The sequence below is a fragment of the Chryseobacterium sp. AG844 genome, assembly GCF_003182335.1.
Taxonomy (GTDB): Bacteria; Bacteroidota; Bacteroidia; order Flavobacteriales; family Weeksellaceae; genus Chryseobacterium; species Chryseobacterium cupriresistens.
This window is the reverse complement of sequence record NZ_QGTV01000007.1, coordinates 144,059-163,502: the sequence shown is the minus strand read 5'-3', so window position 1 is coordinate 163,502 and position 19,444 is coordinate 144,059. Positions and strand designations below refer to the sequence as shown.

General features: G+C 30.3%; 17 protein-coding genes and 1 tRNA gene. 12 read left to right on the top strand and 6 right to left on the bottom strand.

Annotated elements, in window-relative coordinates; genetic code table 11:
* The first annotated feature begins 15 nt into the window (after positions 1 to 15).
* The 11 genes from mce to DEU40_RS09535 all read left to right on the top strand — a co-directional run bounded on the left by mce (position 16) and on the right by DEU40_RS09535 (position 10,263).
* Positions 16 to 414, top strand: coding sequence for a methylmalonyl-CoA epimerase (gene mce / locus DEU40_RS09585; RefSeq protein WP_110009625.1), 399 nt, complete (start codon positions 16 to 18; stop codon positions 412 to 414).
* 62 nt (positions 415 to 476) lie between these two features.
* Positions 477 to 550: transfer RNA gene (locus DEU40_RS09580), tRNA-Ile, on the top strand.
* A gap of 333 nt (positions 551 to 883) precedes the next feature.
* A complete protein-coding gene (locus tag DEU40_RS09575) occupies positions 884 to 2,044 on the top strand; it encodes a site-specific integrase (protein WP_181397952.1) in 1,161 nt (386 codons plus the stop codon).
* 517 nt (positions 2,045 to 2,561) lie between these two features.
* Positions 2,562 to 3,257 carry a hypothetical protein gene (locus tag DEU40_RS22430; protein ID WP_181397951.1) on the top strand — a complete coding sequence of 232 codons (696 nt, stop codon included), beginning with the start codon at positions 2,562 to 2,564 and terminating at the stop codon, positions 3,255 to 3,257.
* Between the two features lie 2 nt (positions 3,258 to 3,259).
* On the top strand, positions 3,260 to 3,874 hold the full coding sequence (locus DEU40_RS09565; RefSeq protein ID WP_110009623.1) for a hypothetical protein: 615 nt from the start codon (positions 3,260 to 3,262) through the stop codon (positions 3,872 to 3,874).
* Between the two features lie 409 nt (positions 3,875 to 4,283).
* Positions 4,284 to 6,338: a hypothetical protein gene (locus DEU40_RS09560; RefSeq protein WP_146207842.1), complete on the top strand. Its 2,055-nt coding sequence runs from the start codon at positions 4,284 to 4,286 to the stop codon at positions 6,336 to 6,338.
* 7 nt (positions 6,339 to 6,345) lie between these two features.
* Positions 6,346 to 6,825, top strand: coding sequence for a hypothetical protein (locus tag DEU40_RS09555; RefSeq protein ID WP_110009621.1), 480 nt, complete (start codon positions 6,346 to 6,348; stop codon positions 6,823 to 6,825).
* A 326-nt stretch (positions 6,826 to 7,151) separates the two neighbouring features.
* Positions 7,152 to 7,415, top strand: a complete 264-nt coding sequence (locus tag DEU40_RS09550; RefSeq protein WP_076553022.1) for a helix-turn-helix domain-containing protein — start codon at positions 7,152 to 7,154, stop codon at positions 7,413 to 7,415.
* Positions 7,416 to 7,417: 2 nt separating this feature from the next.
* A complete protein-coding gene (locus DEU40_RS09545; protein ID WP_110009620.1) occupies positions 7,418 to 8,542 on the top strand; it encodes a hypothetical protein in 1,125 nt (374 codons plus the stop codon).
* 300 nt (positions 8,543 to 8,842) lie between these two features.
* Positions 8,843 to 9,160, top strand: a complete 318-nt coding sequence (locus tag DEU40_RS09540) for a hypothetical protein (protein WP_110009619.1) — start codon at positions 8,843 to 8,845, stop codon at positions 9,158 to 9,160.
* A gap of 137 nt (positions 9,161 to 9,297) precedes the next feature.
* Entirely contained in the window at positions 9,298 to 10,263 is a 966-nt protein-coding gene (locus DEU40_RS09535) for a DNA cytosine methyltransferase (RefSeq protein ID WP_110009618.1), read from the top strand.
* Here DEU40_RS09535 and DEU40_RS09530 read toward each other — a convergent pair.
* Positions 10,258 to 11,262, bottom strand: a complete 1,005-nt coding sequence (locus DEU40_RS09530; RefSeq protein WP_110009617.1) for a hypothetical protein — start codon at positions 11,260 to 11,262, stop codon at positions 10,258 to 10,260. The genes DEU40_RS09535 and DEU40_RS09530 overlap by 6 nt on opposite strands.
* 121 nt (positions 11,263 to 11,383) lie before the next feature.
* Here DEU40_RS09530 and DEU40_RS09525 point away from each other — a divergent pair, with 121 nt between their 5' ends.
* Positions 11,384 to 11,887 (top strand): hypothetical protein, encoded by a 504-nt coding sequence (locus DEU40_RS09525; RefSeq protein ID WP_110009616.1) that lies wholly within the window; start codon positions 11,384 to 11,386, stop codon positions 11,885 to 11,887.
* A gap of 159 nt (positions 11,888 to 12,046) precedes the next feature.
* On the opposite strand, the gene DEU40_RS09520 is transcribed toward DEU40_RS09525, so the two are convergent.
* The 5 genes from DEU40_RS09520 to DEU40_RS09500 all read right to left on the bottom strand — a co-directional run bounded on the left by DEU40_RS09520 (position 12,047) and on the right by DEU40_RS09500 (position 19,431).
* Positions 12,047 to 12,898, bottom strand: coding sequence for a thiopeptide-type bacteriocin biosynthesis protein (locus DEU40_RS09520; protein WP_110009615.1), 852 nt, complete (start codon positions 12,896 to 12,898; stop codon positions 12,047 to 12,049).
* Between the two features lie 5 nt (positions 12,899 to 12,903).
* Positions 12,904 to 15,099, bottom strand: a complete 2,196-nt coding sequence (locus DEU40_RS09515; RefSeq protein ID WP_110009614.1) for a lantibiotic dehydratase family protein — start codon at positions 15,097 to 15,099, stop codon at positions 12,904 to 12,906.
* On the bottom strand, positions 15,099 to 17,324 hold the full coding sequence (locus DEU40_RS09510) for a CocE/NonD family hydrolase (protein ID WP_110009613.1): 2,226 nt from the start codon (positions 17,322 to 17,324) through the stop codon (positions 15,099 to 15,101). The genes DEU40_RS09515 and DEU40_RS09510 overlap by 1 nt, the downstream gene beginning before the upstream one ends.
* A gap of 57 nt (positions 17,325 to 17,381) precedes the next feature.
* Positions 17,382 to 17,552: a hypothetical protein gene (locus DEU40_RS22425; RefSeq protein ID WP_171006273.1), complete on the bottom strand. Its 171-nt coding sequence runs from the start codon at positions 17,550 to 17,552 to the stop codon at positions 17,382 to 17,384.
* Between the two features lie 148 nt (positions 17,553 to 17,700).
* Entirely contained in the window at positions 17,701 to 19,431 is a 1,731-nt protein-coding gene (locus DEU40_RS09500) for a helix-turn-helix domain-containing protein (RefSeq protein WP_110009611.1), read from the bottom strand.
* Between the last annotated feature and the right edge of the window lie 13 nt (positions 19,432 to 19,444).

Genomic DNA, 19,444 nt, shown 5'->3' with positions numbered 1-19,444 from the left:
TATTGATTACTATTTATGAAGCTAGAACATATTGGTATTGCCGTAAAATCTTTAGGCGTTTCTGATGAACTTTTTGCAAAACTATTAGGAAAAGAATCCTATAAAAAAGAAACGGTGGAAAGAGAAGGCGTGGTGACTTCTTTTTATGAAACAGGAGAAAGTAAAATTGAACTTCTGGAAGCCAGTAATCCTGAAAGTCCGATCTCTAAATTTATTGATAAAAAGGGAGAAGGCATTCATCATCTCGCATTTGGGGTTGAAAATATCCTAGAGGAAGTAAAAAGATTAAAAAAAGAAGGATTTCAGTTTATCTCTGAAGAACCGAAAGAAGGTGCTGATAACAAATTAGTTGTATTCCTTCATCCGAAGTCTACCAACGGCGTGCTGGTAGAACTTTGCCAAGAAAAGCAATAAAAAATTTTGTAGTGAAAGAAATTTTACTATTTTTGCAAACACAAAATTTAACCAAGTTTTGAGGTCCTATAGCTCAGTTGGTTAGAGCACCTGACTCATAATCAGGTGGTCCCTGGTTCGAGCCCAGGTGGGACCACTTTTTGGAAAATCAAACTTTTCCATAAAAATCAAAAAGCCTCTATTTTAGGGGCTTTTTTCATGTTTATATGAGAAATGTATTCGTCATGGTTACCCATGTTTCGTCGTAAAAAAGTTCCCTATTTTTCTCCCCGAATTATTTTTGCATAGAAAAGGGAAGAAAATGTAAAATCCAGTCGTAGAATTTGCTTATCTTTAAATTAAAGCAAAATATTTCATGTAAAATACTGGTTATCAATTTTTTATCTTTGAAATTTGTAATTTTTTATCTATCTTAGCTAATTATTTAATGTTACAGGATATAAAATTGTACTCATTAAAAAATAACGACATGGGAAATAAAGTTTCGGTTAAGCCTATTTTACGAACCGATAAAATTTTGAAAAACGGAAATTCTCCGATTTATCTTCAGGTAATCATTAATTCTGTAAAGAAAACCTTTACTTTAAACGAAAACGTTGCTCCTAAAGATTGGGATAAGAAAAGCGGAGAGGCAAAAGGAAAAGGCTATAAGCCTTTGAACGACAAAATAACCAAAGAAAAAACCGATTTGGAGTTATTCCTCCGCCAGAACGAATTAGCAGGTGTCCCTTTATCCTTTGCTTTAGTAGATAATTTTCTGAAAGGTACTAATAACAATGATTTTTATGCTGTATTTGATGAGGTTTTGGAAATGAAAAAAGGAGACGGACTAGCCGAAGATACCGTATATAAGTATGAAACTCTAAGGAAACGGTTAAAGAGCTTCAAAGCTAAGTTATTCACTTCAGATATAGACTCTGTTTTTATAACGAAATTTAATAATTATCTAAAGAAATTAGAAATAGGAGAAGGAGGATTATACAATCATCATAAATGTTTGAAATGTATTATTAACGAAGCTATTGAATACAAAAAATTTAAGGGTGACAATCCTTATAAGAGTAAAAAATCGTTAAAAGTAAAATCTCCAGATCACAAGACTATATTTTTAGAGGAAGAAGAAGTTCTCAAAATCTTAAAATTTAAACCGACTTCCTCTACTATGAAAGCGACTAAATATATGTTCTTGCTATCCTGCTGTACAGGATTAAGGTATGGTGATTTATATTCGCTAAAAGTCTCCGATATTGATTGGAACAATAAAATTATCTCTAAAAAAATGTTGAAAACAAAACATATTGTAGATATTCCTCTAAACAGGCAGATAAGAGCTTTACTTGCAAGATTTCTGACTAATAAAAAACCGAGTGATAAAGTATTTCCCGAAATATCTAATCAGGTTGGAAATAGGATTTTAAAAAAAATAGCAGAAGAATGTAAAATAGATAAAGAGATTAGCTTCCATGTAGGAAGGCATACCTTTGCTTCCTATCTGGTAAACAATAAAAACGTATCCCTCCCTTTGGTAAGTAAACTGTTGGGGCATAGAAGAATCGCTAATACGATGATTTATACAAATTCTAACGTTAAAAATTTAAGAAGCGTAATGGATGTAAGCCGTTACGGATAATTTTATAAATTTGTAGAATGTTAAAAACAAAATAGAATGTAAAAACATTAAATAAATATTTTTAAGATAAAAGCGTCGCTTTTATTCTGTTAGGGGGAATCTGGTAAATTCAATACACTACAGAATAAATGAGTTGATGCTCACGCTACGGCGTGGGCTATCCTTGTTTATAGTGTATAGGCTTACCAGAGCCTCCCCCTAATAAATGAAGGTATAGTTCCACGCTTTTTCTATGAATTAAAGCGACTGTATGGAACTTTGCAGTCATAAAATAATCATGGGAAACTTCTCTTATCTGATTCAGAAAAAATTTCGAGAGCTGAACTCAGAACAACAACGAATCTTTATTACTGAATTTGAAAGACGAAAGAAATCTGTAGGAATATCTTACCTGCTTTGGTTTTTCATAGGGTGGCATTACGCCTATATTAAAAAATGGGGTTGGCTTATACTGTATATTCTTACCGTGGGAGGATTTTTTATTTGGGCAATCATTGATCTCTTCAGAATTCCTAATATGGTTGAACAATATAATAATGATCTTGCTTTAGAAATACTACGGGATATTTCGATCATGTTCCCTGATGAGGTTCGGGATTCAAGTGATAAAGATGTTAATAAAAAGGCTGTAAATGACCTTTACATCACTCAAAAAATGCAATCAGGAGAAAGTTATTCATTTTATATAATCGTTGGTATAATCATATTGTTTAGCGTTTCTGCTTTCTTCTTAAAGCCTGATCGGATTAAAATGCAGAATAAAATTGTTGATGATATCATGATTTCGCAACCTCAACTCATAAAAACATTTAAAAATATTTTTATTGGTGAAGAACTCAGTGAAAGAAGTTCAGAAAATTTTATTGTGAATAGTATTTCAAAAAAAGGATATAAAAATATCGGTATTTATGAGGAGGATTTGGTGATTCTAAGAAAATTGGTGTTCAGAGACGAAAATTCACAAAAAAATCTCATCACGGCTTACGGAATATTTGGATTAACAAAGGTTTTATTTGAAGATGAAAATCTAAAATATGAAGAGATTTTTAAAAAAAGAAAACAATCAGCCAAAATTAATGAATCCTATCCGCCTACTTATAAGAATGTATACAACTATTCTGCTGATAAATATAAATCGAACGAAATCTATCAGGCTGAATTCGACAATAGAAAAAATGAAAAATTGGAAGAAGACTCAATACAAATCAATTAATCATGAAAAAAATAATCATACTTATCAATTTGTGCATTTTCTCAGTTTTTTATTCCCAAAAATCTTATGAAGACGAATTAAAGCAGACTAAGCTGTTTGTAAAAGAAGTTTTGAAAAATCAGCCTTCAAAAGTTATCGAGTATGTTAAACTGACTGACGGTAGAATAAAGCAAAGCAAAACTGATAACCCCTTGGAGGAATTTGAACTTCAATGGGATTTGTTCTATAAAATCATTAGAAAAAATAATAAAATTGTCTATATCAGTAAATCTGATGATTTATGGGGGCATATCGGAGATAGCAAAACATCTTATGACTACTACTTCAATGAAGAAGGAATCTTGGTTGGAGCTGAAAAAAGCTTGGATTTCTTTTTGTTAGATACAACGTGTGCGAACCAAGTCAGATATTATGTTTCCTATACGAATGTAAAAGCTGAAAAACTAGAAAAAGCTGAAATATACAAAGATGATAACGGAAATATTATTGATTTTACTTCCAGAAAATGCAGAAATAGCAAGGTACATATTCAGAGTATTACCAATAGTTTAGATAAGATCACTTTCAGAAATGTAGAGGGTTTTATGAGAGCCGAGAAAATCAAATATTACAAATAAGGTTTGAAAGGAAAAATAAAACAAGAGGAATGCAAGTGAAAGCATACTATGTTTTACTGAAATAACAAGTAGGATATACGTGAAAATAGAAGTCCGAATACAAGAAGAAGCAAGTAAGGGTTTCCTGAAGGGCTCTATGAAGTCCGAAAGGTAAAAACCTTTAATAGCAAGGGAAATCCGTTTTTTAAACCTGTAAAAAATTGAGTAATACAAGTAAAAAGCTTTAGAAATGCCGAAAATTCATTTTAAAGATAATTTGAGTAGAAAGTTACCGTTTTCGATTTTAGTCGATTTCTTACTTATCAGAATTGTTAAAAATAAATTATAACACGTCAAGTTTTGTCGCTATTGCCATTTACATTTGTTTTTAGAAACATTTCAGAAAAGTAAACAAATAAAACATGATTTTATGGAAAATATTTTAGACGACCTTAGTGATTTTGATGAGGAAAGCAAACGAATCCTTCAAGGAAGCCGTATTATACAATTTGCAGAGCTGGAAAAAGGAATTTATGGAAGCGGGAAAGACCCTTTTGAAGGCATAAGAACCAACAAAACATTTGATGAAATCTCCAATGAGTATGCATTAAGCACACCTTTTGGAAAAAAAAGTGCTTTTTACAAACTCACAACTGAAGATTATGATGCTTTATCCCAAGATTTTTATACAGGTGGGATTAACTATGAACTTCTTGCAAAAGATTTAAAAGAAAAGTTAGGACTGATAAAAAGCTTTTTATTTGAGCCAGAAAATTATTTGTTGGAAGATAAAACAATCTATTCAGGCTCATCTTCATTTGGTACTCCTGTATTCAGTAGTATTAAAAATAACAAACCCTTTGTATATAAAAAGAATGATAAAGAAATTCAGGCGACTTTTGAGTTATCCAAATTGAATACCAGAAAGAATTTACTAAGTAACTCTTACAATTTTGGGATATATTTTGACAATTATAAAGTAACCTATAATCTCAATTTTATATATAAAGATGGAGAAAATAAGAAATTTTCTGATGCACAAACAGATGCAACGGAAAGCCCATATGATTTCAAATTGAATGATGAATATATTGCAATAAAGCTTTATACAGGAAATGCAGAAACTTTCATTGAATTTTTGCGCATTATAAAAGGTAATTCACAAGCTGAGCAAATGAAAAATGATATTATCCGATATTATAAACATTTTTTTGCAACCGCTAAAAGCAACCCCGATATTATTGATGCCTTATATGAAAATATTCCTGGTTTTGTTTTGGAAACTCTTACAGATGAAATGCTTTGGAAAGATTTTGTTTCTCTTTCTGGAAAAGGTATTGATTGGTCTGGTACTAATGAGAATATTTCAATTATTAATTTGCTGAAGGGTGTAAAAAATGTAAATTGGTGGTATAATCAAATCAATAAAAATCCAGAACCCGTTCGTGAAGTATTTGAAAAATTCAGCAATAAGCATATTGAAGAATTAATTACATCTTTTTCAAGAATTGGTCTTAAAAACTGGACAAATAAAGAGCTTGAACAAGCATGGAAATTTGATATTGATTATGAAGAATATAAGCCTTCTGACGGTGTTAATGATCCATTTATAAGATATACTGGCTTTGCTTATTATCTGGAAAAAGAAAAAAAGTATAGGGTAGGTACTGCATTATTTGCACATGACCAAGATTCTTTTCCAATGTATTATGATGAAGATGAAATTGGTAATAAAATTGAATCCCCTTTTAGCCCTATGAAAGTGGTAGTTGAAGAGGGTAAAGAATTATATATTCCTTGTTTTGTTGCTGAATATTTTTCTAATAAAAAAATAGACGAAGAGTTTTGGATAATCCTGAATAATATAGCTACTGGGCTATTACCCGAATTTGGAGCAGGAATTGCAAGAGGAGCAGCTATTTTATCAAGGATTTTAAGTGGTAGAAAAATAAAAACCGTAGAAGAACTTATAGAATTCTTAGGAAAAGTAGATCAGAATGTAATGGCAGAAGATTTGGAGAAAGTAGGAATACAAGCACTCTTCAGAGGAACAACAAGAAGTCTAAATGGGGAACTCTTTACAGGAAATATTAACTCAATAGAATATGGAGCTTCAACTTCAACTGATCCGATCAGAGCAGTGATCTTCGGGATAGAATCCTCATCTAAGCCAGGAACAAAAGGTGTTTTGCAAGTTTATGTACCAAAAGATTTAAAAGGTTTAAATTTACAATCAGCAAATCAATACAGATTTGATTTAGAATTGGAAGTTATTGTGAACACTTCACCAGAAAATTTATCTAATTTTGCTATTAAAGAAATTCCTATTGAAGATGCCAGAAAATTAGTAGAAGAAGTCTATGGAGTTAGTTTAGATACGAGAATTACAAGTCAAGATTACAGTAGGTATTTATTAGAAAACACAACAAAACTTACCCCTAAAGAAGCATTAGATTTTTATAAAAAAGCAACTAAATTAAAATAATAGAATTATGAATAAAATGATTTTTGATATATTTGGTCAACTAAGAGAAATTGGATTTCTAAATAAATATCCTTTTTTAGGAGCAGATGTAATGTTATCAAATAACGATATTTCCCATTATCAACTTTCTCCAATAGATAGGAATAAATATATATATATAAAAAATATTGGAAGAGATAGTGATATTATTCTTGGAGAGAAATATGACATTATCTTTAGTTTAAATGCACCTAAAAACTATATAAAATTAGACTGTGAAATAGACTTTGTTTCTTTAAAAAGGAATGATAATATTGGTGTTATTCCCAGGGGATACGGAGGTTGTGTTCGTTTGAAATTCAAGGATAAAGTCCCTGAAATCACAAAGCTTTTAGTTCAAGATAGAAATGAAAAATTTGATAAAGAAAAAAATCAATACATATATTTTACCACTCAAGAAGTCATGAATAAAATATTAGAAGAATTGGAGAAAGCAGAAAATATTTAAAATTAGAAACCGTTCAGAAATGAGCGGTTTTTATGAAAAAAATATTTTTCCTCTAAATTTTGTGAAATGATCTTATAAGATAATTTCTAATGAATAAAGAATATAGTCATATTCATAAAGTAGATTATCGTAGTATGCCTGGAGAAATGTATTTGGATTTGTTGGTTTCTCTAAAGACTGAGAGTGCGAAGTATGAAGATACGAGATTTTTAAAGTAGTGTCGAAAGATAATAATATGTAATTTAGACCAACTACAGTTCTTGAACTTTTAACTTTTATATTACTTTAAGAATACTTAATTTCATGTGAAATATAAATCATACTTAATGGAAGGTAAAGAGATACCGAATAATACCTTTCTTCTAAAAAGATTGAGGGCTTTGGAAAAGAGAGTGAAATCATTAGAAGAGTTTTTAGAGGAGAAAACTTTAAAGGAAACATTTACTGTGGATGAGGTTCTGAAAGTCTATGGAATAAGCCGATCCACTTTCGATAGATACAGAGATTCGGGATTAAAAGTGTATCAGCCTAAGAGAAATGGAAGGATTATGGTTAAAAAAGTTGATATTGATAAATTTTTAAAGAAATAACAATGGTTGATGTAATTAGATTTTATATTGAAAATGTGGAATTGACTGAAAAAGCACTGCAAAAATTTGATATATATCCGATCGGCTACGGGAAGGAAAGAGGTTATTACAAAAAAATGAAGAGAGAAACGGAAAATAAGTCAGATAAACCTAAAGAACGTGAATTTGATTATTTTTCAATAATATATGATAGAAAAGAGAACGATACCATTGGAAAGCTTTGGTTTGAGCAAAATATTAGAAGGACTTATTTTAACAGGATCAGAACTCATGAGAATGATTTAAAAATTGCAATGAGTGATTTGCATTATAATGATTTTGTTAGAGAAATAAAATATTGGGCAAATGAACTTGATATAGATGAAGAAGTTTTCTGGAAAGCTAAAATAACAAAGATCGAATTGGGGGTGACTCTGCATTTTAAAACTCCAATGAACGGCGTTATATCATGCTTTGGAAGTTTGAAAAATCTACCTAGAAAACATGTTTATGAAAATTCAGGAGTTAAATTTATAGGAAAAAATTATCAAGTGTCAATATATGATAAATTGGATCGAGCCTTTCATACAGGAGAAATTTTCGAAAGTCAACCTGCGGCAAGAAGGAATGTTTTAAAAGAAGGTGCTAAAAAAATTAAAGCTTACATTCGCTATGAAATAAAAATAACAACGGTTAGTGGTGTTCTTCCTAAAGACTTTGGTGATCTTAGCACATTAGAAAAATTAAACAAAAGTTGGAATAATCTAACTGATATGCTTTTAAATAAAATTGATGATTTTACTTTTGTTGATGTACTATCTCCAGAAATAGAAAAGTATATTATTTACGAACAAATCGGAAAAGTAATTGATGGAGTGAAAGGAAAAGGAAAAGACAAAACCCCAATAGAGGAGTATTTAATGTATCTTGGGTTGAAATATCTTGATTTTGAAAATGATGGATTAGTCAATAAAGGGTTTGATGAGTTCCGAAGACATTTACTTCCGTTTTTAAAGAGAGATAGGCTGAAAAGAGAAAAATATTACGGTGATTTATATATGAAATTTAGAGTAAAAAGTAAACCTTCTTATGCTGAAAAATTTAGAAATGAATTATCGAAAAAACTTAAAAGTATAACGGCAGAATAAGTTTTGTGATTATTTATCTATATATAACCTATATATTAAACGTAAAAACTACTACTACTACTACTACTACTACTACCTCAACTAAAGGGTAAATAGGTTTTAAGCGAGTTTTTTTTGCCGAAATAATTTCGCTTTATTAATTAATGATACTTAATCAGAGATTCTCATTTAATGTACTCAGAAACAATGTAAATGCCTCAAAAATCAATTTAAAACTTACTATAGTATAAAGTATTGACTTTTTGAAAAATAATTTATTTTTAATGTGTGAAATAACTAGTTGTAAATATTAATAAAAGTATGACAAAATCTGAACTTGAAAGTAGATATGAAATTTTAACTGGAATATTAAATGATTTTAATGATGCATATTATGAATATAAATATGCAAAAGCTAAGGATAAAAAAATTAAAGAAGCGAAATTATACTCTTGGATTAACTTAGCCGAGCGATGGATTACAAAAGATGATGATTTTTATGATATTATTACAGAGGGTAGTACTGGGTACGAAAAGAATATTTCGTTAGAAGGAACATTCACAATTGGCTATTTTTCTAATGATATGTTTAAAATTCTAGAAAAACTAAAGAGATATATTAATACAATGCAGGAATAAGTATTGAGGTTTTTAGAATTTATTACTAATGTAGAGGTAAAAAGTAAAGTCTCTGCTTTATAGTTGATTAGAGTTTAATTTATTTTGTTATTTAATTTTTTGAAATCTATTTTTTATTTTTACCGTAAATTTCCATTATGAGAGTTGTTTCGTTATTCGCTGGTTGCGGAGGTTTAGACTTAGGGCTTGTGCAGTCAGGTCATGATATTGTTTTAGCTACAGATATTGATAAAGATTGTAAATTAACTTACGATAAAAATTTTGATCATCCACTTTTGTTAAAGGATGTAAAGGAATTAAGAGGAGATGAGCTACCTGAATATGATATTTTAACCGGGGGCTTTCCTTGTCAGGGATTTTCTGTAGCTAATTTATATAGGAATGTTTTGGATGAACGTAATGAGCTTTATCTAGAAATTGTCAGATTGTTAGAAGAAACTAGACCAAGATTTTTTTTGGCTGAAAATGTTCCTGGGATTTTAAGTTTAGGGAAAGGAGAGGTTGTACAACAAATAATTAGAGAATTTTCTGAAATCGGTATTAATGAAGGATGGCACGGGTATGAAGTGAAAATATTTAAGCTAAATGCTGCAGATTATGGAGTGCCTCAAGGGAGAAAAAGAGTTATATTTTTAGGAGTATCAAAAGAATATAATGATGATCTAAGAAGACAAATATTTGAAGTTTTTCCGCCTAAGCCAACTCATACACCAGAATCCTATTTAACTTTAAAAAAAGCTATCGGAAATTTACCTGAGCCAAATACAAAAAAAGCTGAAAGGATACTTAACCATTATGGTACTAAACATAGAGTTAAAATTAATGGGTATATGGGGAATAGAGCTTTGTCTTGGGATAAGCCAAGTCCTACTATTGTAGGTAGGGGAGGAGGTACGGGAGGACCAGTTATTGCTGTTCACCCCAATCTAAAGAGAAGATTTACTGTAAGAGAAACGGCAAGAATACAGAGCTTTCCTGATAATTTTGAATTCTGTGGTGCTACTACCTCGCAATTTCGTCAAATTGGTAATGCTGTAGCCGTTGAATTTGCTAGAAATTTAGGAGAAGCTCTAAATGAAATTGCTAGAATAGTTAATTTATAAATCTAATCTAATTAATTGATTAGCTTTTACATTCTCTAATTCATTGAATTTGGCGACTATTGTACTTTCATCAAAAAAGTCGCTAAATTCCCTGTCTATTTTGAATGAGCAATATCTCAATATTACGTTTTTATCCATTCTAATGGAATTTCCTTCCCAACGATTTATAGCTGATTTTGAAAATTCATGCCAATGATTTCTTAAAGAATCGGATATACATCTTTTAAAATCGGTATTTGTTAGAAGATATATTCTACACTTATTATAGTCTTTAATATAAATAATTATATCTTCTTTAAAAACGCCTTCAAAAACTATTTCCCAACGTTCTATAAATTCTTCTAATTTTCCTAAGGCATTAACGTAATTAAAAAGCTGTTGTAATTGAGCTTTACTACCTCTGCCAATCTCAAATATTGTATCGTTGTGAGTTTCTGTGATCTTGCTTTTTCTTTCTCCTAAAGCTAAAAAAGCAGGATCAAGAATTCCTTGAATTAAACTTGTGAAATCAAAGGCACCGAAATTGATTTCATTATTTTCTGGAACTAATGATTTTATAGAAATTTTATAGGAAGTATCTAATCGTGGATTATAAAAAATTAAATCTCCTTTCTCTCTAAAATTAGAACATATTTTTGTGAAAATCTCGGAAGGAATTTTTTGAATTTTTTCTTCTTCCAGCAAAATATTAATAGTAGGATTTGTTTTAGGTAGATCGTCTGATGTCCTTCCATCTCCTAATAATGCTAATCTTGTTTCTAACGCATTGGCTGTATACTTTTCCTTATAAATAGCAGGATGATTAAGATAATTTTTTAAATCAAATAATATAAGCTTTGAAAGAGTTGAAGCTTCCGTATTATCAGCTAGAGAATCTCGTAATATATTATCTAAGAGAGATGACATTGATGTGCTATCTGTAACTGGCTTCCTTTTAATTGTACGATACCTTTCGTAAACTGATTGTGGTATGATAGGGAATTTTAAAATTTTATCCATGATTATTAATTACCTTAATGCCAAAATTATGTTTTTTTATTTGTATTTGAAAATATAAGATTCATTTACCAGAGATAATTATAACAATACTTAATGTGCTATCTTTGGGAAAATATTAAAAATGAGAGAGCACAGAATAAATGATTACGTAAAATATGTTGGAAATTATCCCTATGAATATGATCCTTTAAAGGATTTAATAGGATTAATTAGCCATGAAGAAGCAAACTCATCAAGAGTTGAATTGATTATTGGGACTAATAAAATTCATACTACTAAAGATCAATTAAGACCTCTAATCACCAATATAGGAAATGTTTTAAATCTTGGCTTTACAAGTGTTTTAAAGCGAAATATGACGATTTATCAAAAAGGTAACTTGATAATTTCCGATATTAAGCTTTGTATTGGTACTTCGACCTACGATTTAGGATTTTGTTTAGGAGATGCGTCAATTTTGGATGAGGAAGTTTTAAAAGAAAAATATTTTGATGAAAACTCTACATTTAATTTGGATAAATTTTATTTAGATTTCCCAAACCTCAATAATCTAAATGATTTGATAAGAGTATATGTTCAACAATACTATGCTTTTAATAAGGAAGAATTTTTCAATAATTTATAATAAAAAGTTCCCTATTTTTCTCCCTGAATATTTTATGAATTGCTGAAAGCCCATTAAATAATGGAAAAATAAGATATTAGTTTGAGCCCAGGTGGGACCACAGAAAAACAACCGCTTACGTTACCGTGAGCGGTTGTTTATTTTTTACAAAATTCAAATTTATTTTTTCAGAGAATGGGTTCTGTTTGTTTTATAAAGACGGAATAAGTGATCATAAACCACCATCTCAAATAATCTTTGATGGGAGATAAACAATCGGTTAATATGCATATGAAAAACACTTTTGAAGAAATCTTTGGGTTTTATTTTTAATACATTGTCATTTTCTAATTTTGAAAGTTCTTCAGGCTTTAATGCAATTTCAGTGATATTACTTTTTATTAAATTTCTGATTTCTTCATATTCCTCAGAGGTAATAAATTCAAAGTAATGAGGATAAAACTCATTATACTTTTTCTTTAACTGATTATTTAAGTTCTTATCTGCATTGAATTCTGATTTGAAAGCATTTTCAGAACGCTTTGCAAACTCTATTTTCTCTTCAGGAGACAGGTTGAATGCTGATAAAATTTGATCTATATAAAATAAAGAAGTAATGATCTTTTCTTCATCACTGTATTCCAGAAAGTTTAAAATCAATTGACTGCTTTTAAAAAAGAGGTCTTCCGCGTATTCTATCGTGTTTTCACCGTAACGTTCAAGCTCTCTTGAGTAGGTATCCATAATGATAGAAGCGACTTCTCCCGATTCCAGATAGTCCTTAAATAAGGAATTGATCATTCCCAGGATCATACTACAGGCAGTTATATTTTTAAGGTTTAATCTTATTCTCAGGTGGGGTTTAGGATCGTTATATCGTATAAAAAACCACTGATCAATAAGGTTTTGAATTTGTAATTGTTCAACTAATGGTTCTATAACTTCCTGTAAAATAGTATCTGAAGTTTTGATGCCGGTGTAAACTTTAAAATAAAGCCATTCACTTCCCGGATGAAATTTTCTGGTTATCATCTTATTTATAGATCTTTATAAAGAGAGAAAACGAATTGATGAACATAATCTGACTGATCATTATACAGGAACTCCTCAATAAAAATTAGTTTCTCATTTTTTACGGATGATAAAAACATTTGAATTAAATCATAATTTTTCAGATTGACCGCCAGTGTATTATCTCCTTTTACCCACTGTATCCATTGTGGAATTTGTTTTAATTTTCTCCACTCTTCAATATTTTGAAACAGAAGCTCTCTTTTACCAGATTGAAGAATGGAATCAAAATAATGAATTTGTTCAGGATCAATTTTCCACTGTGCTTTAGACAAAATGATATTTTGATATTCAACTCTTGGCAGGAAATCATAGATTTGTGATAAACCACCCCAACTAAATGATAAATAAGGTTTTACATTCTGATTATTATAATCGCATAAAAAATGGTAAACAGGTAAAGAGTTGTTTAAATAATTATGGGCATTCGTAAGATGAGGAATAATTTCTTTATTGTGCTTCTTTGACCTTAGAAATAACTGGCTATTCTTTATGGACAGGTACAAGTCTTCCACAAAAATTTGATTGTCTTTTTCTAATGCAGAGCTCGCCAGATAAGGAATTTCATATTCCCTTATAGAAGGTCTTCTGATCACATTTCCAATTCTGGATTCGGGTAAGTGTACAATTTCTGCTAAAATTTTGTCCGGATTAAGTTCCTGTTCTTTTTCAGCAATGGCTTTCACCAAATCTTTTATAGATGATTTTTCTGAACAGAATCTGCCCAATAATTTTCCGGCATTTCCACCGGCAGATTTTAAAAATAATTTTTCCTGCTGATTTTCTGAAATGATTTCAGCCATAACGGACAATGTATCTGGCAGTTGATTCCACTGTTCCTCAAAACCATTAAAATCATCATCAGTTAAATGTATTACATGATCTTTATTCCAATAAGCTTTTTGTAATTTACGATTGAGAATAATTTGTACTGGATTAAGATTTACCTGAATTTCTTTTTTCTGATTAGAATAGGGCAGGATTAAATCTTCAATATAAGGATGAACCCCTTTGGCCGGAATATCTTGTAAATAGCCAATTCCTATTTCCGGATCTAAAGCATAAGATAATGGAACTTCTTCATTGTCAAATCTTTCATAAAAGGCTTTTTTGAATTTTTCTAAAGCAGATTCTTTGTAAGGAACAGCAATTTTATTCAGAAAAGAGATTCCTTTCTTCAGTTCTTTTTTCCATTGATAGGATAAATTTGTTTCATCTTCAAAATAAAGATCTGTCTGAAAAAGATATTTCTTTTCATATTGTACATTCAGCTTTTTGATGAGTTCCTCAATTTCAGAATATACTTCTGCCGTATTTCCAAAATGTAAATCAAGTTCACTGATCTTGTTTTTAATAGCCACTAAAATATCTTTTTCCTGATATCTACCAATTTTGTTTAGCATGTAAATTAATCGTTCCAGAAAATCTCCTCCCGAAACTGTAGGATTAATTTCACTTATCAAAACCTGATTTCCGATAAGCTCATCAATAAATTCCCGGGCTTCTTCAAAAGATATATCTTCATGAACGAGAAAGGTGGCAAGCTGGTCAATTGTTTTACCGGTTTCTGAAAATTGTAGTATAAGTTCCAACTCTTTGGAAAATGGAGCGGAAGAAATAATGTAATCTCTTTTTCCTCCTGTATTTTCATATTCTACAAAGCGAATTTTATTTCCAACCCTATGAATACTGTTGTTAGGAAAAAAAGAGATGCTATTTTTAATGGCCGGAATTAAAAGAAGCTGCTCTGATAGCGCTACTAAAAAATGCATATCCAGCTTTGTATCTCTTACTTTTGTAGGCTCTGAGAATATCGGAAATAGAGTCTCTTTTTCAAATTTTCCAGTACTTACTCCTGAAAATAAACCAAATGGGGTACAGCGGGTACTTGAGCGGTTATAATATTTTAATAATGAAATCTTTGTTTTTTCATTTGGCAAATTAGACGTTGTATGTTCACGATCCATCAATTTCTCTATCTCATCATATAAGGAAAGAGAAGCTAAATAAATAGCTTCTCTAAAAATTGTATGGTTGCAATATTTTTCTAAAGATCCCTTGGTGATGTTTTCACCAGAGAAATGATCCTGAAATTCTTTGTAGGAAAAAATTGGAGATCTGACAACAAATGTGTCAAAAAACTGAAATGGAAAACGTGGCATTAATTAATTGAAATAGGAATTTCTATAAAACTGTTATTGTAAAATTTTATTTCCATAGGAACTGCAGCATCCTTGATGGTTTCTTCGCTTACTTCTTTTCCTGTTCCATAATTGATCTGCATAAGCGGATTTTTTATAGCTCCTAATACTAAAACCAGTTTACTTCCTTTTTCCATTTTTTTACTTACAAATTCATTGTTGGTAACAGTGATACTTGTTTCTTTGTTCTCACGCAGCAATTTTCTTTTCTCTGAGCTTTTAGCATAGCTTGCTCTTCCATAATAGGTGGATAACAGAAAATATTTACCTTCTTTGGTCTTTTCATAAAGTTTCATATATACATCAACATCCTTTTTATTAACAGATAATTTCAGATTACCCACAAAATTTCCTGTAAATTCTACCGGTTTTTCAAATGGCTCTGATGAAAATACAACGGCGTCTGGACTGTAAATTTTACTATCCAGCACGTTATCTTTTTGCTTAAAAAGCTCATCTGCATTGGTACGGTCTTTTAAATCTACCGTAAGCGGTGTGAAGTCTTTATCTCTATCTTTTGCTGAAGAAAGCTGATGTTGGCTTGTGATATAGAATTTTAATTTATTTTTATCAAAATTATCAATGCTTGAGGTACTTCTCCATTCATTGGTTCCCATTACCTGATAATTAATTTTATCTTTTAAGAAAGCTGGTTTTAATTTACCCTTCAGAATATAATCAAACCATTCCATTGTTATATTTGCGATATCCATATTGGCTTCAGAATCAATAGTATATCCTTTTAGATTATTTTTGATATAACCCTGAGCTCCCGAATGATCATAGGGCCCGATAATCAAATAATGATTAGCATTTTTGTTATATTTATAGTGATTTCTGAAATAGTATAACGCTCCCAGCTGATCAGAATCATAATATCCTGTAATGGTTAAAACCGGGATGTTGATATTAGAGTATTCCTTGTTATAAGGAATCATTTTCTGCCAATAGCTGTCGAATGCCGGATGCTTTAACCAGCGCTGAAATATGATATTTTTTTTACCGGCAATAGAATCCAACTTGTTAAATGCCTCACCACCTTCATACCATTTTTTAAAAACAGAATTCCAATGATCTTCGTCTTTGAATCCCGCATCAAGCATTTTATTATTGGTAACATAGTTAATCCAACGAAGAGAATAAGAGGCAAAGATGTTATTATTCATGGGGAAATCTACTACGCCAATTCCTACAGAGGCCTGTGGAATAATAGTTTTTAGAGCCGGATGAACATTTTTAGCTGCTGCCCATTGGCTGAATCCCAGATAACTGCCTCCGATCATTCCTACTTTGCCATTGCTCCAGGGCTGTTTTGTAATCCAGTCAATGACCTTATTAATATCTTCCTGCTCATGCTCAAAAGGTTCTATGGCAGCGTTACTCGTATATTTTCCTCTGGGATATATGTAAACAGAATGATAACCATAGCTTGCCTGTACTTTTTGATCATTCGCATCTTCTGCATCAGGATAGATGGAATTGACCAGGATGGTAGATTCCGGACTAGCTAATTTTTTATTTAAAACAACCCTTATACTAATTTCATTATTGATTAATAAACTGTCTTTTACCTCAAAGTTCCTGGAGTCGAGTTCTTTTAAATAATTTTTAGCAATATCAAATGTAGGTCCTGTTATATATGAGTTATAACTTCTGCATAGTTGTAAAGCTTTTTTCAGATCTACGCTGTCTTTGTTCTCAAAATCATTTTTAAGAGTAGCCAGAATTTCCTTTTTTGTTTTCTCGGTATCACCATTGAAATAGCGGGGAAGTATGATCTGTGTTTTTATAGGCAGACTTTCATATTTTTTGAGAAATTCTTCTTTATATTTTTCCTGAAAATTTTTGTGCGAATTTTTATTTTTTTGAGCATTTATGTAAATTTCATACTGTGTTCCCATAGCGTAAGAAATAATGGGATTACTTTTTCTGTAAACACTGCGTACTGAATCTAGCTGACTTAAAGCAGTATCATAGTTTTGTGCTGCCATACTTACTCTGAAAAGATTATCATACTTTACCGCCTTGTCTTTTTCTTTATAATTCTTTTGTATTTCAGAATTTAAATAAGAAATTAAAGGCTGCAGTTTTTCAATATTGTATTCATTAAAATGTTTAATACTTATTTTCTGAGAAAAAGAAATATTGAATGTAATGAAAAAAGATAGGGCTAACAGGTACTTCATAAAAATAAAAAATCAGTAATTTTTCTCAAAATTACTGATAAAATGTTAAAATTGTCATTAATTTTTTACTGTCACATCTAGAGTATCTAATGTTTTGTCTAAGACCGTATCATTACCACCATTCAAAAGCATTTGATCACCTCCTCCGGAGCTAATCCCTCCTTTTATTTTAGACATTTGAACTTTGTTTAGGGATAATCTTTTTTCTGTTTTTTTAATTTTTTTCACTGCTGAAGTAATTTTAAGATTTTTAAATAAATTGAAGTACAAAGGAAATTCTATTCCTGTAAATAAAGAATTTATATATACCGAAATTGATAAATTTCGGTGAGATTTACATGTAAAATATTAATTTTTAACAGTTTGTAATTTTGTTTTAATTGAGTGCTTTTATATAATAAGAAGGAAGTGTTCCTGTTATTTTTTTAAAGGCATTCGTGAAAGACTCAGCATTGTTGTAGCCAATATCATCAGCAATAGCAGCAATGGTATGCTTTCTTATTTTTTCGTTAGATTTTAATTCTTCAACAATATAGTTGATCCTAAGCTCGTTCAGATATTGGGAAAAGTTTTTACCCTTTAATTCATTGACTAGCTTTGAGAGATAATCTCTGTTTGTATCAAATTCTTTTGACAGAGAATCTAAAGTAATATTTTTATTGAGAAAACTATTAGTCTTTTCAAACTGTTCTATTTTATCAATGAGTATTTTAAATTTTGGATTAGAAGAAAGGTCACTTTTCGTAGCTTTTTCCTTTCTTTCAATGATAATGGAAGGATCATTTGTAATGGGAGTTTCATTCTTTTGCTCTTTTTCCAGCACAGGGGTGCTCAAAGGTTTTTCTGATAATACTTTTGCCTGCTTTTCGTATTCTTTTATTTTCTTCCTGTTTTTCCTGATTACGAATATGAAAGCTAAAGTAATCATAAGCAAACACGCTATCAGCCAGGCATTCTGATGGTTCAGTCTTTCAATTACACTTACCTTTTCTTTCATAAGCAAAGGGGTGTCATATTTTTTCAGAATTTCTTTTGAAAGATTTTTTCGGTTCACAGCTATTATACTGTCACTATACATCAGGTTGTCAATGTATTTTAGTTGGTTTTTTAAATCGCCTTTCTTTTTATAAAAGTCTATCAGAATTTCATATCCCTCTCTTTTTATAGGTTCAAAACTGTTGAAAGTAAAAGAAATTGAATCTGCCTTTTTAAAAAATTCTATAGCTTCGTTTTCACTGCGGGTTGCATATTTTATTTTTCCCAGATAGTAATATAAAACTCCTAGATTACTATAATCTTTATTTGTTATCAATCCTTTTTGTACTTCCAGCAGGATTTTATAAGACAGCGAATAATCTTTTACATAAAAGAGGCTAATCCCTTTTATCATAAGCAGATAGCTGTAATAAGAATAATTATTGTATTTCTTACATTCTGTAAGCCCCAGATCGGCAAATTCAATACCTTTTTTATAGTCCTTACATTTGGTATAAATATTAGCTAAAGAAAAAATAGAAGCAATATAGTTTTTAGCATCTACATTGTTGTTTTTTATTTTATCTTTTTCATACTTATAGTATTTCAAAAAGAGAGGAAGTGCTTCCTGATATTCTTCTGTGGCTGTTTTTAGGATAGCAATGAGCTTGTTTATATAAAAAAACTGTTCTTTATTTTCAGCTTTGTTGTGATTAATAGCTATAGTATATTCATCTAAAGCCTCTTTGTATTTCCCTTCATTGTTGAATAAAATACCTTTTAATATATAAGATTTTGCCGGGTAATCGTAGTTATTAACGTTTTTTGAGGCAGAGATGAGTGAATCTGCAAAGGGATGCCCGTTTTCATTCTTCAGATTTTTTACCCGCGCTATATTATAATATCCATCAAACAGGATGTCTCTATTATTTTCTTTCTTTCCTTTTAATAGAATGTAATTGGCTAAAAGCTCAGCTTTATCGTTGTTAACCTGGAATACTTTATTGTAAGCATCATTAATATACTTATAACTTTTATTCTTTAACGAGTCTGGAATTTTTAGTCCCTTTATGCTTTGAGAAAAGAAAAAAACAGGGAAAACAGTTAAAATAATTAAATGAAACTTCTTCATATTTCTAAATACA

What these genes read in the sequence shown, in the direction of transcription:
- mce (WP_110009625.1), top strand. Translation starts at nt 16, where the DNA reads ATGAAGCTAGAACATATTGGTATTGCCGTAAAATCTTTAGGCGTTTCT.
- DEU40_RS09575 (WP_181397952.1), top strand. Translation starts at nt 884, where the DNA reads ATGGGAAATAAAGTTTCGGTTAAGCCTATTTTACGAACCGATAAAATT.
- DEU40_RS22430 (WP_181397951.1), top strand. Translation starts at nt 2,562, where the DNA reads ATGGTTGAACAATATAATAATGATCTTGCTTTAGAAATACTACGGGAT.
- DEU40_RS09565 (WP_110009623.1), top strand. Translation starts at nt 3,260, where the DNA reads ATGAAAAAAATAATCATACTTATCAATTTGTGCATTTTCTCAGTTTTT.
- DEU40_RS09560 (WP_146207842.1), top strand. Translation starts at nt 4,284, where the DNA reads ATGGAAAATATTTTAGACGACCTTAGTGATTTTGATGAGGAAAGCAAA.
- DEU40_RS09555 (WP_110009621.1), top strand. Translation starts at nt 6,346, where the DNA reads ATGAATAAAATGATTTTTGATATATTTGGTCAACTAAGAGAAATTGGA.
- DEU40_RS09550 (WP_076553022.1), top strand. Translation starts at nt 7,152, where the DNA reads ATGGAAGGTAAAGAGATACCGAATAATACCTTTCTTCTAAAAAGATTG.
- DEU40_RS09545 (WP_110009620.1), top strand. Translation starts at nt 7,418, where the DNA reads ATGGTTGATGTAATTAGATTTTATATTGAAAATGTGGAATTGACTGAA.
- DEU40_RS09540 (WP_110009619.1), top strand. Translation starts at nt 8,843, where the DNA reads ATGACAAAATCTGAACTTGAAAGTAGATATGAAATTTTAACTGGAATA.
- DEU40_RS09535 (WP_110009618.1), top strand. Translation starts at nt 9,298, where the DNA reads ATGAGAGTTGTTTCGTTATTCGCTGGTTGCGGAGGTTTAGACTTAGGG.
- DEU40_RS09530 (WP_110009617.1), bottom strand. Translation starts at nt 11,262, where the DNA reads ATGGATAAAATTTTAAAATTCCCTATCATACCACAATCAGTTTACGAA.
- DEU40_RS09525 (WP_110009616.1), top strand. Translation starts at nt 11,384, where the DNA reads ATGAGAGAGCACAGAATAAATGATTACGTAAAATATGTTGGAAATTAT.
- DEU40_RS09520 (WP_110009615.1), bottom strand. Translation starts at nt 12,898, where the DNA reads ATGATAACCAGAAAATTTCATCCGGGAAGTGAATGGCTTTATTTTAAA.
- DEU40_RS09515 (WP_110009614.1), bottom strand. Translation starts at nt 15,099, where the DNA reads ATGCCACGTTTTCCATTTCAGTTTTTTGACACATTTGTTGTCAGATCT.
- DEU40_RS09510 (WP_110009613.1), bottom strand. Translation starts at nt 17,324, where the DNA reads ATGAAGTACCTGTTAGCCCTATCTTTTTTCATTACATTCAATATTTCT.
- DEU40_RS09500 (WP_110009611.1), bottom strand. Translation starts at nt 19,431, where the DNA reads ATGAAGAAGTTTCATTTAATTATTTTAACTGTTTTCCCTGTTTTTTTC.